14 protein-coding genes are annotated in these 13,582 nt (G+C 44.7%); 1 reads left to right on the top strand and 13 read right to left on the bottom strand.

Annotated features, from left to right (window positions below; all coding sequences use genetic code 11):
- Positions 1-17 precede the first annotated feature (17 nt).
- Positions 18-869: a flagellar protein MotY gene (gene motY, locus AC6R16_RS05450; protein ID WP_483051708.1), complete on the top strand. Its 852-nt coding sequence runs from the start codon at positions 18-20 to the stop codon at positions 867-869.
- Between the two features lie 225 nt (positions 870-1,094).
- Here the strand turns inward: motY and AC6R16_RS05445 are convergent, their stop codons facing one another.
- From AC6R16_RS05445 to AC6R16_RS05385, 13 genes are all read right to left on the bottom strand, one after another.
- Entirely contained in the window at positions 1,095-1,532 is a 438-nt protein-coding gene (locus tag AC6R16_RS05445) for a DUF2753 domain-containing protein (RefSeq protein WP_004743385.1), read from the bottom strand.
- A 134-nt stretch (positions 1,533-1,666) separates the two neighbouring features.
- On the bottom strand, positions 1,667-2,083 hold the full coding sequence (gene gloA / locus AC6R16_RS05440; protein ID WP_500673825.1) for a lactoylglutathione lyase: 417 nt from the start codon (positions 2,081-2,083) through the stop codon (positions 1,667-1,669).
- A gap of 12 nt (positions 2,084-2,095) precedes the next feature.
- Positions 2,096-2,737 (bottom strand): endonuclease III, encoded by a 642-nt coding sequence (nth, locus tag AC6R16_RS05435; RefSeq protein WP_004743383.1) that lies wholly within the window; start codon positions 2,735-2,737, stop codon positions 2,096-2,098.
- A gap of 50 nt (positions 2,738-2,787) precedes the next feature.
- Positions 2,788-3,480, bottom strand: coding sequence for an electron transport complex subunit E (locus tag AC6R16_RS05430; protein WP_004743382.1), 693 nt, complete (start codon positions 3,478-3,480; stop codon positions 2,788-2,790).
- Positions 3,473-4,108 carry an electron transport complex subunit RsxG gene (rsxG, locus tag AC6R16_RS05425; protein WP_500673824.1) on the bottom strand — a complete coding sequence of 212 codons (636 nt, stop codon included), beginning with the start codon at positions 4,106-4,108 and terminating at the stop codon, positions 3,473-3,475. Before rsxG ends, AC6R16_RS05430 begins: the two co-directional genes overlap by 8 nt.
- A gap of 9 nt (positions 4,109-4,117) precedes the next feature.
- The gene (gene rsxD, locus AC6R16_RS05420; RefSeq protein ID WP_004743380.1) at positions 4,118-5,164 is read right to left on the bottom strand and encodes an electron transport complex subunit RsxD; all 1,047 of its coding nucleotides are present in this window, start codon (positions 5,162-5,164) and stop codon (positions 4,118-4,120) included.
- The gene (gene rsxC / locus AC6R16_RS05415) at positions 5,164-7,878 is read right to left on the bottom strand and encodes an electron transport complex subunit RsxC (protein WP_500673823.1); all 2,715 of its coding nucleotides are present in this window, start codon (positions 7,876-7,878) and stop codon (positions 5,164-5,166) included. The genes rsxD and rsxC overlap by 1 nt, the downstream gene beginning before the upstream one ends.
- A gap of 8 nt (positions 7,879-7,886) precedes the next feature.
- Positions 7,887-8,471: an electron transport complex subunit RsxB gene (rsxB, locus tag AC6R16_RS05410; protein ID WP_494504612.1), complete on the bottom strand. Its 585-nt coding sequence runs from the start codon at positions 8,469-8,471 to the stop codon at positions 7,887-7,889.
- Positions 8,471-9,052 (bottom strand): electron transport complex subunit RsxA, encoded by a 582-nt coding sequence (rsxA, locus tag AC6R16_RS05405; protein ID WP_004748403.1) that lies wholly within the window; start codon positions 9,050-9,052, stop codon positions 8,471-8,473. Before rsxA ends, rsxB begins: the two co-directional genes overlap by 1 nt.
- A 267-nt stretch (positions 9,053-9,319) precedes the next feature.
- Positions 9,320-9,979, bottom strand: a complete 660-nt coding sequence (locus tag AC6R16_RS05400; protein WP_500673822.1) for an HAD family hydrolase — start codon at positions 9,977-9,979, stop codon at positions 9,320-9,322.
- A gap of 342 nt (positions 9,980-10,321) precedes the next feature.
- Positions 10,322-11,068, bottom strand: coding sequence for an SDR family oxidoreductase (locus AC6R16_RS05395; protein WP_500673821.1), 747 nt, complete (start codon positions 11,066-11,068; stop codon positions 10,322-10,324).
- A 2-nt stretch (positions 11,069-11,070) separates the two neighbouring features.
- The gene (locus AC6R16_RS05390; RefSeq protein WP_500673820.1) at positions 11,071-12,054 is read right to left on the bottom strand and encodes a hypothetical protein; all 984 of its coding nucleotides are present in this window, start codon (positions 12,052-12,054) and stop codon (positions 11,071-11,073) included.
- Positions 12,044-13,096, bottom strand: coding sequence for an ABC transporter substrate-binding protein (locus tag AC6R16_RS05385; protein ID WP_500673819.1), 1,053 nt, complete (start codon positions 13,094-13,096; stop codon positions 12,044-12,046). The genes AC6R16_RS05390 and AC6R16_RS05385 overlap by 11 nt, the downstream gene beginning before the upstream one ends.
- Positions 13,097-13,582 lie beyond the last annotated feature (486 nt).

The following is a 13,582-nucleotide window of genomic DNA, read 5'->3' as shown; positions in this document are numbered from 1 at the left end:
TGGCTCCTAGTATTGCAATGGCAATAACAGCGTTTACTCCCAATGCGTTAGCGTTGGAGAAACACTATGTGGCCAAACCTCAGCAGTCCATGTGGCAAATGGTTGCCAATACGCCACTAGAATGCCGTCTTGTTCATCCTATTCCGAATTATGGCGATGCGGTTTTTTCGTCGTATGCGAGCAAAAAAATCAACCTCGATTTTGAGCTTAAGATGAAGCGCCCAATGGGACAGACTCGCGATGTAAGCTTGATCTCCATGCCACCCGCTTGGAGACCTGGCGACAGTGCTGATAGATTGACCACCATCCGCTTCTTCCAACAGTTTGATGGCTATGTCGGTGGTCAAACCGCTTGGAACATTTTGGGTGAGTTGGAGAAAGGTCGTTATCCAACGTTCAGCTATCAAGAGTGGCGAAGTCGTGATCAACGTGTAGAAGTCGCCCTTTCTTCAGTGCTGTTCCAACAATCGTATAATGTGTTTAGCGACTGTGTTGCCAACCTGCTTCCATACAGCTTTGAAGACATTGCCTTTACAATTCTGCACTACGATCGTACTAGTGTCGAACTCAATAAACAGTCACAGAAACGATTGGCACAAATTGCCGAGTACATTAAGCATAATCAAGACATCGATTTGGTATTGGTGTCGACCTATACCGATGCGGAAGATGGTAAAAGTGTCAGTCAAAGTCTTTCTGAGCGCCGCGCTGACGTCCTAGAAGAGTACTTTAAATCTCTTGGTCTACCTGACGACCGAATTCAGGTCCAAGGCTATGGTCGTCGACGTCCTATCGATGACAATGCTTCACCAATTGGCAGAGATAAAAACCGACGAGTGGTTATTTCGCTCGGTAGAACGCAAATTTAATTTCTATTGGATATGAGAAAGGCCAGATAGTATCTGGCCTTTTTTATTCCGATTGGTGTGCATATACCAACCCAAATAAATATCTGTTCATTCTTGCTGGTGAAAATCGCTGATAGCGTCGTTATAGATTTTGAAGGTAGATTTACTAGCTAGCTGCAATCTATGCCTTGCTCTAAGCGATTTTTCCTGCGCAATTATCTGAACACCTATTTATCCCGATTGGTATTAGTTCAAACGGAATTTAGCAATGAGGTTACAGTTGGTTGCGGTATCGATATCTTGTACCAACTGGGCAATCTTGGGATTGGGATGTCTTTTCATAAACTCAATCAGAGCCTTCTTACAGCAGCCCATAGAGTCGATAAACGCGTCGCAGTCTGTATTCGGACATTGTGGTACTAGAGTTAAGACTTTCTCAGAAGCGAGTTGGAGATATTTTAGCTCATACTTTACATCACCGACGTTACGCCAAAACATCGCCATATTGTGGCAAGAAATTACAGAAATCATTAGACGATCTTCGACATCGATCTCTTCGGTGTCTCCAATACGTTCACTTAGCGTAAGCGCTTGCTGATAATGAAGGATACCTCTTAGGTGATCTTCATCGTTCATTGCCATGTCTGCTAGTAAGGTATGTTTCTCCCACTCTTGGATGCCCATTGTTCTAATCTCCTAACCGCGAATAGGCTTGAGATTAAATGATAATTATTATCAAGTAAAGCTAAAAAAATAGGACAGTGTGATACTGTCCCATTTTCAACATCACTTGAAATGATAATTAGGGTCAACAGACCCTAGCCTTCTAAGCCTGCTGATGCTTGCTTGTTTTGGATGAGTTCTAGCATGTAGCCATCAGGGTCTTTGACGAACGCAATATGAGTTGTGCCGCCTTTAACTGGGCCTGGCTCACGAGTCACATTACCACCCGCCGCTTTGATTGCGTCGCATGTTGTGTAGATATCATCAACACCAATAGCGATATGACCAAAGGCACTGCCTAAGTCATACTCTTTTGTACCCCAGTTGTACGTTAGCTCAATGACTGCACCTTGAGACTCATCGCCATAACCAAGAAAAGCCAGAGTGTATTCATACTCTTTATTTTCGTTGGTACGAAGTAGCTGCATGCCCATTACATCAGTATAGAATTGAATTGATTTGTTTAGATCACCGACGCGAAGCATGGTGTGCAGGATACGTCCATTTGACATTGTCGTGCTCTCCTAATTTTCTGGATAAACTTTTTCTTTGTATTCGCAAAGGTCTTCAATGATGCAGCTACCACAGCGCGGTTTACGCGCAACACACGTATAGCGACCATGTAGGATTAGCCAGTGGTGTACATCTAACTTAAACTCTTTAGGTACGACCTTAAGCAGTTTCTCTTCTACTTGGTCGACATTCTTACCCATTGCAAACTTAGTACGATTTGAAACGCGGTAGATGTGCGTGTCCACAGCGATAGTTGGCCAGCCAAAAGCGGTATTCAACACTACGTTTGCTGTTTTACGTCCAACACCGGGTAACGCTTCGAGAGCTTCACGGTTTTCAGGGACTTCGCCGTTATGCTGTTCGAGTATGATCTTACAGGTTTTAATGACGTTCTCAGCTTTTGAGTTAAACAGACCGATAGTTTTAATATACTCTTTTACGCCATCAACTCCTAAGTCAAAAAGACCTTGTGGGGTGTTAGCGACAGGGTATAGCTTGTCTGTCGCTTTGTTCACGCTTACGTCAGTGGCTTGAGCTGAGAGAAGTACCGCAATCAGTAATTCGAAAGGTGTACTCCAATTTAACTCGGTTTGAGGGTTAGGGTTGTTTTCCCTCAGTCGCTCCAGTATTAATCGTCGTTTATCTTTGTTCATTTGAGGCTGCTTTCCAGTGCTTCGTTTGATGCGATACGCTCAAACTGTTGTTATTGATTGGTCACCCGAGCTCGCTCAATGGCTTGTTTTTGTTGTTTCGGTTGGCGAGCTTCTAACTGTTTATCTATGACATTTTTCGCGGCAATGAGCAATCCGACGCCGATGAAAGCACCTGGTGGAAGCAGGGCGAGCAGGAAGCTATTGTCGAACTGAAACACCTCGATTCGTAATGAGGTTGCCCATTCACCGAGTAGCAGGTCTGCACCGTCAAATAACGTTCCGTTACCAATAACTTCACGCATTGCCCCTAAGACGACCAGTACGCTGGTCATTCCGAGCCCCATCCAAAAGCCGTCTTGTGCAGCAGGAAGTAGGTCGTTCTTTGACGCAAAGGCTTCGGCGCGACCAATGATGATACAGTTAGTTACGATCAAAGGAATAAAAATACCCAGAGAAAGGTACAGGCCGTACGCGTAGGCATTCATCAACAATTGAACGCAAGTTACTAGGGCTGCGATGATCATTACGAATACAGGGATACGTACTTCTTTCGGTACATAGTCTCGCACCAATGAAACGGTCACATTTGAACCGACAAGAACGAGTAGGGTAGCAATTCCCAACCCAAGAGCATTGGTCACGGTCGATGAAACAGCAAGTAATGGACACAAGCCTAGCAATTGAACTAGAGCAGGGTTGTTGTCCCACATGCCGTTCTTTATTAAGGTCTTATGCTCACTCATGGTTGCCTCCACAGTTTAGTGGCTGTGCCAATATTTTTTCGCGATGGGTATTAACGTACTCAACAGTATTTTTTACCGCTTTCACCACAGCGCGAGGAGTAATCGTCGCCCCAGTGAATTGATCAAACTGACCACCATCTTTACGCACTTTCCAATCGGATAGATTGTCTTCGCTGACAGTTTTACCTGCAAAACCGAGGATCCAGTCGGTAATACGTAAATCTATCTTATCACCTAACCCAGGTGTTTCTTGATGGCTTAAGACCCGCGTACCGGTAATGGTTCCGTCTTGTTGGATACCGACAATAATTTTGATAGCACCATTATAGCCGTCCGGTGCAATGGCTTCGATGGCTAAAGCTGATGGTTCATTATTGATGGTTGCCATATAGACAGGCATCGGTGAGTCTGCGCCAAGAGCCGGGTTACTGACTAAGGTACAAGCTTGATAAAGATCGTTATCGTGCATTTCGTGAGGAATCACTTGATTGAGCACCGAAAGCAGCTGCTTTTGTTCCTGCAGCTGAATCTGATCTTTAGTTAAATAGTTGGTCAGCGCTACGACACCTGTCGAAGCACAGGCAAACACCGCTAGAACCACACCATTTTTTCTAATCGCATTTAACATGATGAAACCTTAGTGACCGTACGTTCTTGGTTTGGTGTAGTAATCGATGAGAGGTACACACATATTACCCAGCAATACCGCAAAGGCCACACCATCAGGGAAGCCGCCCCAACTGCGGATGATAAATACCATCGCCCCGATAAATGCACCAAACACCAATCGCCCTTTAACTGTCGTTGAAGCAGAGACAGGATCAGTGGCAATAAAGAAGGCACCAAGCATGGTTGCACCAGACAGAAGGTGAATAAGTGGTGACGCCGTCGTTCCCGGAGTTAAAATCATGAATAGACTGCTGATTAGCGTCAGGCTTAGCAAAAAGCTCACTGGAATATGCCAATTGATCACTCGTACCTTGATCAAAATGAGACCACCAACAAGATAAGCAAGGTTGACCCACTCCCAGCCGATACCGGCTAGGCTACCAAATTGTGGTTGGGTTAAAGCTTCACTAGCTGTGTTGCCCGTCGTCAAGGCTGTTTTAAAGGCATCCAGAGGTGTTGCCATGGTGATGCCATCAATACCAGTACGGATTTGCTGGAGAGAAAGCCCTTCTAGGTTAAATCCGGTAAAGATCAGCGAAAAAGCATCTCCACTCGAAATCGCCGTTGCTTGCAGTTCATTTGGAGAGATCCAGCTTGTCATCTGTACTGGGAAAGAGATCAGCAGTACCACATAAGCGACCATCGCTGGGTTAAATAGGTTTTGACCAATACCACCATAGAGATGCTTGGCAATCACAATCGCGAAAATAAGCCCGATGGCAATGATCCACCAAGGTGACAGCGGAGGAATCGCAATAGCAAGCAGCCAAGCAGTGACTAAGGCGCTGTTATCACGTAGTGCTGACATTGGGTGACGTTTTCTGGCAAGCATGACCAAGGCTTCTAAACCCAGACCGATCACAATCGCAAGAATAAGCTGGATTATTGTGCCCCAGCCAAAGAAATAGGTTTGTGCTGCCAATCCTGGCAAAGCGCAAAGCGCCACCCACTTCATTAGATCAGGAGTGCTTCTGCGACTATGCGCATGGGGTGAGCTGGCAATAAAGAAGGCCACTACTCTTTCTCCTCAAATTGTTTTTGTTGTTCTTTTTCAGCTTTGCGTGCTTTTGCTCGTGCAATAGCGGCGGCAACGGCAGCTTTCTTCGGATCTTCCTCAGCTACTTCTTGAGTAGGTGCTTGCTCAACGGGCTCAGATTGAGCTTGCTGCTCAGCTTTACGCGCTTTTGCTCGTGCAATAGCAGCGGCAACGGCAGCTTTCTTCGGATCTTCTTCAGTTGCTTCTGATGCAGGCGCTTGTTCAGCAGTTTCAGATTGAGCTTGTTGCTCTGCTTTGCGCGCTTTCGCTCGTGCAATAGCGGCGGCGACTGCGGCTTTCTTAGGATCTTCCTCAGTTGCTTCTGATGCAGGCGCTTGTTCAGCAGTTTCAGATTGAGCTTGCTGCTCGGCTTTGCGTGCTTTTGCTCGTGCAATAGCGGCGGCAACGGCAGCTTTCTTAGGATCTTCTTCTGTTACTTCTGCAGTAGGCGCTTGCTCAGCAGGCTCAGATTGCTCTTGCTGCTTGGCTTTACGTGCTTTTGCTCGTGCAACTGCGGCAGCAACGGCAGCTTTCTTCGGATCTTCGTCAGTTGCTTCTGCAGCAGGCGCAGGCTCAACAGGCTCAGATTGAGTTTGTTGCTCGGCTTTACGTGCTTTAGCTCGCGCAATAGCGGCAGCAACGGCGGCTTTCTTAGGATCTTCGCCAGTTGCTTCTGATGCAGGCGCTTGCTCAATAGGCTCAGATTGAGTTTGCTGCTCAGCTTTACGTGCTTTCGCTCGCGCAATAGCGGCAGCAACAGCAGCTTTCTTATCTTCAGCTGGTGGCACTTGGTCAGTTTCTTCTGTTTGCGCTTTCTTCGCTTTAGCTCGGGCTATTGCTGCAGCGACCGCAGCTTTTTTATCTGTAGCGGGTGCTTGAGCGCCGTCAGAGCCAGCTTGCTGCGCTTTTTTCGCTTTAGCTCGCGCTATCGCAGCAGCGACGGCATCTTTTTTGTCGTCTGTTGACGTGTGTTCAGATTGTTGTGCTTTCTCTGCTTTACGCTCTCTCGCTTGACGTTTACGTTCTTCACGCAGCTTGGCCATTTCACTGTTATCAGGCTCAGCCTGACCGCTTTGCATCGCTTCTGCTTGTTTAGCTTTTGCTTTTGCAATCGCTGCAGCAACAGCAGGTTTAACGGCCTTCTCTTCTGTGGCTGGTTGGGCTTTTTGTGCCTTAACTCGCGCAATGGCGGCTGCAATTGCATCATCGCCACCAGAAGATTTCATCTCTTTACGGCGGTCATCTGCGGCTTTTTTGAAGCGATTTTCGCGAGCGGCTTTATCTCGTTCAAGACGTGCTTTCTTCTCTTCAAAACGAATCTTCGCGCGCTCTGCCGCTTCTGCTTCTTCTTTACGAGTACGGATCTCAGCTTTTGCTTGGCGGTAGTATTGAACCAGTGGGATTTCACTCGGACAAACGAAGGCACAAGCACCACACTCGATACAATCTTTAATGTTCAGCTCTTCACATTTATCAAGCTCTTCTGCTTTGGCATGCCAAACCAGTTGCTGAGGGAGAAGAGAGGCAGGGCAGGCTTCGGCACACTGACCGCAGCGGATACACGCCATTTCATATTGATTCGGTAAAATCTCTTTGCGAGTGGGAGCCAGAATACAGTTGGACGTTTTGGTTATTGGCACCTGTGCATGAGGCAGGGTAAAGCCCATCATAGGACCGCCCATAATTAGGCGCGGTAATTTCTTATCTGCTTTGTAACTAAACTCATCCAACAGAGCCTGCACTGGCGTGCCAAGTAGCGCCCAAACGTTTCTTGGCTGTTTAAAGGTATCACCGGTTAATGTCACGATACGTTCTATCAGTGGTTCGCCATCGCAAACCGCTCGTTTAATCGCATGCAGTGAGCCAACGTTTTGCACTAATATCCCGATATCTGCAGGAATACCGCCATTTGGCACTTCTTTGTTAGTCAGGATTTTGATCAGCTGCTTTTCACCACCTGAAGGGTACTTAGTCGGGATAACGCGGATGACGATGTCTTTGTGCTCTGCGGCTTGTTGTAGCGCTTTGACTGCTTCAGGTTTGTTATCTTCAATGCCAATAACCGTTATTTTCGGCTTGAGGATATGCTCAACGATCTCAATTCCTTGGATGATCTCTTGGGCATGTTCACGCATCAACATATCGTCGGCAGTAATGTAGGGTTCACATTCTGCAGCGTTGATGATCAGAATCTCTGTTCTTGCCAGACCGGATTGAATTTTCTTCGCCGTTGGGAAACCTGCGCCACCCATACCGGATACACCAGCTTGGCGAATTTTTTCAATCAGTTCGTCAGGAGTGCGCTCAGCATAATTAGACCAGCCATCACGTTCGATCCAGCTGTCAGCCATATCAGGCTTAATAACAATACAGATTTCACTTAAACCAGAAGGGTGAGCAGTGGTTCTTGGTTCAATAGCAACCACAGTGCCTGAAGTTGGCGCATGCACAGGCAGCATAAAGCTAGTGTCGTACTTAGTCAGTGACTGACCCTTAAGTACCTGCTCGCCAACTTCAACCGTAATAGTGCCAGGTTTACCAATGTGTTGTTTGACCGGCAGGACAATTTCTTCGGCAATAGCCGCGCGCGAAAGTGCATGACTGACCGACTGAGATTTGTTTTCAACTGGGTGAACACCACCCGGGAAAGTCCACAAGGCGCCAGTTTTGATTTGTTCGATTAATGACAGCATACCAGTCCTTAACTCCCGCTGTTCTGCTTGGCCGCAGAATCGGTAATATCAACAACAGGAATGGCGTCCATCTGCCACTTCCAGCTCGCTGTAGTGGTTTCTACAGGAATCATTTCAATACAGTCTGTTGGGCAAGGAGCAACACATAAATCACACCCAGTACATTCGTCCTTAATCACGGTATGAAGTGCTTTTGTCCCACCCACAATGGCGTCTACTGGACAGGCTTGAATACACTTAGTACAGCCAATACACATATCTTCGTGGATAAATGCAACGGTTTTTACTGCGTTTTCAAGGTCGTGCGCCGAGTCGGTTGCTTCGACTCCCATTAGGTCCGCAAGCTTTTCTATTGTTGCCTGACCACCTGGAGGACATTTGTTGATTTCATCACCATTGGCGATAGCCTCAGCGTATGGTCGGCATCCTGGATAACCACACTGACCACATTGGGTTTGTGGCAGAATGCTGTCTATTTGATCAACAATAGGATCCGCTTCAACTTTAAAGCGAATTGAAGCGAAACCAAGGATCGCACCGAAAATAGCGGCGAGAACCGCGATGGCGATTATTGCGATTAGTATTGAGCTCATTACAGTTTCACCAAACCAGTAAAGCCCATGAATGCTAGAGACATTAATCCAGCGGTAATCATCGCAATTGATGCGCCTTTGAATGGCATAGGGACGTCAGCAGCGGCAAGGCGTTCACGCATAGAGGCAAACAACACTAGTACCAATGAAAAGCCAACAGCCGCACCGAAACCATAGATGATCGATTCGATAAAGTTATGGTTTTCGTTAATGTTAAGTAGCGCAACACCTAAAACAGCACAGTTAGTGGTGATCAGGGGAAGGAAAATACCCAATAGGCGATACAGAGTCGGGCTAGTTTTATGTACTACCATCTCTGTAAATTGAACCACTACCGCGATCACCAGAATAAAACTCATGGTGCGCAAATATTGCAGGTTGAGCGGATCTAAAATGTAGTTCTCTACGAGATACGCGCACACGGAGGCTAAGGTCAAAACGAACGTTGTCGCTAACCCCATTCCGATAGCGGTTTCTAGTTTTTTAGACACACCCATAAATGGACATAAGCCCAGAAACTTCACCAGTACAAAGTTGTTGACCAGCACAGTGCCGACCAACAACAAAAGATATTCGGTCATAGTTATATAATTTAGAAATTCCGATCCTGACATTATCCTGCTTTGCTTGTTCAATAACAACCAAGGAAAGATAAGGTTTTATATTGTTGAATAAAAATTATACGAGATTGTGCTAAAAAAGTTGAATAAATACGACTTAGTAAAGGAAAACTGGCATTTAGATTTTGCCTAGTGAATGTTTGGGGTAGGAGAGAGAAAAGAGCAACACTAGGTTGCTCTTTGGATTTGGGTTATTCCATTGTGATGTGTTCAAGCAAAACCTTGGCGTTAACCCCAATTAAGTATGGTCCAATTTGGTTGGTTCGCGTGTGCTTTCAAACGAGGGCATGGATTGACCAAATACGCGTAATCAGCGTATTGGCACAGTGGTAAGTCATTGATTGAGTCAGTGAAAAAATGCAGTTCAGAATACGACTCTGAACGTTCTTTTAACCACTGCTTTAAGCGAGTGACTTTGCCTTCACGATAACTTGGTACACCTTGTATCTTGGCGGTGTAATGATCGGCCTCTGAAACGAGATCGATACCAAGTGCGGAGTTAATGCCTAGGTGACGGCCCACCGCTTCAACTAAGAAAGTCACACTGGCAGAGATAATCAGCATATCAATACCATCACGAGATAGTTGCTCGATTAAGGTTTTAGACTGAGGAAACTGTTTATCTAGAATACGAGTTTTTACACATTCTTCTACCAACAGATTCACCTGTTCAACAGGCATGTCAGCTAACGGTGCCATAGAGAAGGTTAAGTAGTCTTGCATATCTAACTTACCTTCGGCATACAAACTCATTAAACGTTGGTCTTCTTCGATGAAGTCCGGCTCAGTTGCGACACCCTTGTCAACCATAAACTCATTCCAAATCATCGCACAATCGGCATTGATTAAGGTCTCGTCTAGATCGAATACGTACAAAGGTTTGGACATGGTTAGGTTCCCTTATTCTGATACGGCAATTTCTCGCGACACTAGCAGCAAACAATGTCGAAAATGTGACAGCTACTAGGGTCTGTTGACCTTTTGAGCTGATTTTTGCAGCAGTTTGTGGGTTCTTAATGCAAGGCAGAGGCTTTGAATTGTAGTTGTTCTACCTGATAAGCCGATAACGCAGCAGAAAGGAGCCACAAACGCTGCCCGAAGGGTTCGGCTAAAAGCGTTTTACTCTTTGTTGAGAGGTGTTTTGCTTAGAATGACTAGGCTATAAACCTCTCGCCGCGATTAAAACGCTTTTGTCTCGAACAAAATTTAACCGCAAAAGGTCAACAGACCCTAATAACCTTTGAAGAACCCGCCATCCAATAGAATATTCTGTCCGGTCATATGGTTGCTTAGTGGGCCAAGTAAAGCGCTAACAGCGTCTACGACGTCTTGAACCGATGCGTATTTTTTTAGCGGAATATTGCTGACTTCTTCTGCTATTTGTTGGTCAAAGCTGACACCGTTTTGTTGCGCTTTGTTGTGCATCTTATTGGTATAGCTTTCAGTCATAACTCCGCCTAGTGACAGCGTATTGACTGATATTCCTTTTTCTCCGAGGACGAGCGCCATGGTTTTAGCTTGCCCTAGCCAAGCGGAGCGAAGACAGTTATTGGTACTATAGTTTGTAAGTGCGTTTTTGCTACTTAACCCCGATATCAGTACGATCTTAGCACCATGATTAAGGCGATCATTTTCCATCAGATATTTTATTAAACTTAATGGGCGGATAAAGAAGTTTTGGTATAGGGTTTGCCAAGTCTCGTTGTCAGGAAATAGCTCTGAAGAGGGAGGGATTCTGGGGATGATAAACACGATCTGGTCGAGCTTCTCATGAGTTGAGATTGCGAAAGCCGCTTGCTCAATGCTTTCGTCACAAGTGAAATCCAGAGACACCTCTTCACAAGGGGTCTTTAGACCAGAACATAGTGCGCTTAGTTTTTCATGATTTCTTCCAGTAAGAATGAGCTTTCCAGACATTGATTGAGCAATAGCGCTGCCCATTCCACTCGTCGCGCAAGTAATTAAGGTTGTTTTCAAGTTTAGGTTCCTCTTGAAATTAAATGCATTAAGTTGTCTTGATAGTGACTACTTACTTTAAGTTCATGTTCCTTACCTTTGATCCAGATGCTCACAGTGTGGCCATCTTTATTGGTTTTGATATCGATATTTTCATCGCTCTCAAAAAGCTCTTTCTTGACCAGAGTCGAGCGGTTTAGCCGAACCAAAGGAATTGGAAACGACTGCTCAAGATCGGTGAGTGAACATTTAATTTTGGTTGATAGACCCGATTTGTAGATCACCTCAGAGTAAGGGTGCTTGTAGTTAACTAACGTAATGTCTTCGTTAATAGCGAAAGCCCGTTTGTTACTGTTAATTATCTTCAGTATGTTGCTTAGATTCTGCTTTTCACTCGGTGTGTCTAGGGGAGGAGCAGTTTCTGTTTGACGGTTGTTGTTACCTTGACTGAGCAAACATTTTGCCACCCAAACCAATGAACCAATTAGCAGCATTTCAGCAAATACTATGGATGTGATAACCGAGCTGCTGACTCCGCTGTACGTCAAATCTTTACCTTGACTCAAGTAGTAGCTAACGGCAGCAAGCTGTTTGCTCGCGACAGTGATCGGAACAGAGCCTGAGTGAAGGGTTATCTGAGAGGCGTTCGAAGTAAGCTCAGCGATTGAGGTGCCTTTGGTACAGTGCTCAGAAACGTCCCGGTCATCAACAGAAAAGCTACTCACAGCGACCTGTATACACATCTTTGCATTGATGTTTGATTTCTCATAAGCGGTTAGGAAGTTTTCGAGGCTGGATTTAATACCAGGAATATTGAATGTATAAACATCATCTAAAAATGAATCTGTTTTTGTCCAAGCAACGATTAATGCGCCGGCTAAATCGTGATTAGGTGCTTGCTTTTTTGCTAGTTGTAAACTGCTGATTATCAGCCACAGTTGGCTGACTAAAATCAGAGTTCCAACGACTGCCAGCAATTGAGAAGCCGTGAATCGTCTATTTATCATCTGAGCTCTCATTGACGTAAAGTGTGGTTACTTTTTGATTGCCTTGGCTAGTAACCTGATAAAGGTACATTGGCTTTTTATTGTGGCCTGTGTTGCTAATATCAATGGATTTACCATCCATCGCGGTTTTGTATTTCGAACTTTTAAGCACACTTATTGCCTGTTTTTTATCTTGCAGTGTCGAGAGCTGGTCAATTTGGCTCTCGATGAGTTGGATTAGATCAAAAGAGTAGGCACTGAGAAATGACGTATATTCGAATGGGCAGTAAGTATTGGCATAGGAATTAAACAGTTTTTCGTTGGGGCCTTTAACTTCTCCATCCCAGTTTTTTAGGAACTTTACGCTTATGTTCGGTGAAACTTGCTCAATGATGTCGTAAAACTCTTTCCTTCCGCCAATGGAGTCGGGCCCTAAAATAGTTAGGCTTTCTTTGTCGGTCACCGCCAGTTCATGATAGAAAGAGGCAATGTGTGGATTAAAGAGTGGAGCGAAAATAACATCTCCAGAGTCTATTTTCTGAGCAATCTCTTTCTGAGACTCAAAGGTAAACTGATGAACTTGTACATCTATTTCGGGATTTTGTGTCAGCACTAAGCGTAAGAACTCTTTTGATACCTCTGTTGAATATCGGTTCGCCTGAGCATTGACGATATGCAGAGTATTCATGTTGTTCTGAGCCAAGTAATAAGATGCCAGAACTTCTGCCTGATATAAGTTTGATGGCATTATAGACAGACCTAGACTCGTGTCTTTAATGACCTCCATTGCTGTTGCGGAAGTGATATATGGAATCTTGGCTTCAGTCAGAAAGGCGGAAGCCGCTTCTGCTTCTTTTGACAGCAGTGGAAGAACGGCTATATCCACATCTTTTTCTATCAACTCTAAGGCAGCTTGCGCACTACCACTTGCCGAACGGTTGTTTTCTACAAATATTACAGAAACATCCTTAGACGTATTGGTTAACGTATCTGTTGTACTTTTAAGGATGCATATCTTCTCTGTGTTGGACTTGGAGCTGTTTTTTGAGGTATGTCCTACCATGACTCCAATTTTATATATGTCGTGTTGACTCGCGTGTGTATGAAAAGCAAGCAAAAAGAAACACATCAAACCCATAGCGTTGCATATTAGCCTGATGTGTTTAGGGGAGAATTTAATAAAATTCATCCAAGTGTCCCTGTATTTAGTTAAACTAAAACTTATGTGGTTTTAAGCTTATGTTTTTGTTTTAAAAAGAAATTGTTTTAGTTTTGATATTTTTTTATTTTTTTAATTAATATCGAGGATGATTATAATTGAACTTATTGCTGACTGAAATATTATTAGTGCACGCAATGAGACTGACTGATTAGTAATTAGTCAGGTTTACAGGTCATATTTAGAATGCATTTTTACTGGTGATGTTTATACAAACACAAAAATGAACGACTTTTGCACCAAGATAATAAAAACACGTCTGGCTAGGCGTTAGACTGGGAAATTATTCTCAGCAAACAGATAAAGCCCGAACATATGTTCGGGCTTTAT

It is taken from the genome of Vibrio sp. R10-SG3-ISO10, assembly GCF_059834185.1.
The sequence above is the reverse complement of the archived record's forward strand: the minus strand, read 5'-3'. Positions and strand labels throughout refer to the sequence as shown.

Coding starts and splice junctions, on each gene's coding strand:
- AC6R16_RS05400 (WP_500673822.1), bottom strand. CDS start 9,979: ATGTCCAAACCTTTGTACGTATTCGATCTAGACGAGACCTTAATCAAT.
- rsxB (WP_494504612.1), bottom strand. CDS start 8,471: ATGAGCTCAATACTAATCGCAATAATCGCCATCGCGGTTCTCGCCGCT.
- AC6R16_RS05385 (WP_500673819.1), bottom strand. CDS start 13,096: ATGGTAGGACATACCTCAAAAAACAGCTCCAAGTCCAACACAGAGAAG.
- nth (WP_004743383.1), bottom strand. CDS start 2,737: ATGAACAAAGATAAACGACGATTAATACTGGAGCGACTGAGGGAAAAC.
- gloA (WP_500673825.1), bottom strand. CDS start 2,083: ATGTCAAATGGACGTATCCTGCACACCATGCTTCGCGTCGGTGATCTA.
- motY (WP_483051708.1), top strand. CDS start 18: ATGGCAATAACAGCGTTTACTCCCAATGCGTTAGCGTTGGAGAAACAC.
- AC6R16_RS05390 (WP_500673820.1), bottom strand. CDS start 12,054: ATGATAAATAGACGATTCACGGCTTCTCAATTGCTGGCAGTCGTTGGA.
- rsxA (WP_004748403.1), bottom strand. CDS start 9,052: ATGACCGAATATCTTTTGTTGTTGGTCGGCACTGTGCTGGTCAACAAC.
- AC6R16_RS05445 (WP_004743385.1), bottom strand. CDS start 1,532: ATGGGCATCCAAGAGTGGGAGAAACATACCTTACTAGCAGACATGGCA.
- AC6R16_RS05430 (WP_004743382.1), bottom strand. CDS start 3,480: ATGAGTGAGCATAAGACCTTAATAAAGAACGGCATGTGGGACAACAAC.
- rsxC (WP_500673823.1), bottom strand. CDS start 7,878: ATGCTGTCATTAATCGAACAAATCAAAACTGGCGCCTTGTGGACTTTC.
- rsxG (WP_500673824.1), bottom strand. CDS start 4,108: ATGTTAAATGCGATTAGAAAAAATGGTGTGGTTCTAGCGGTGTTTGCC.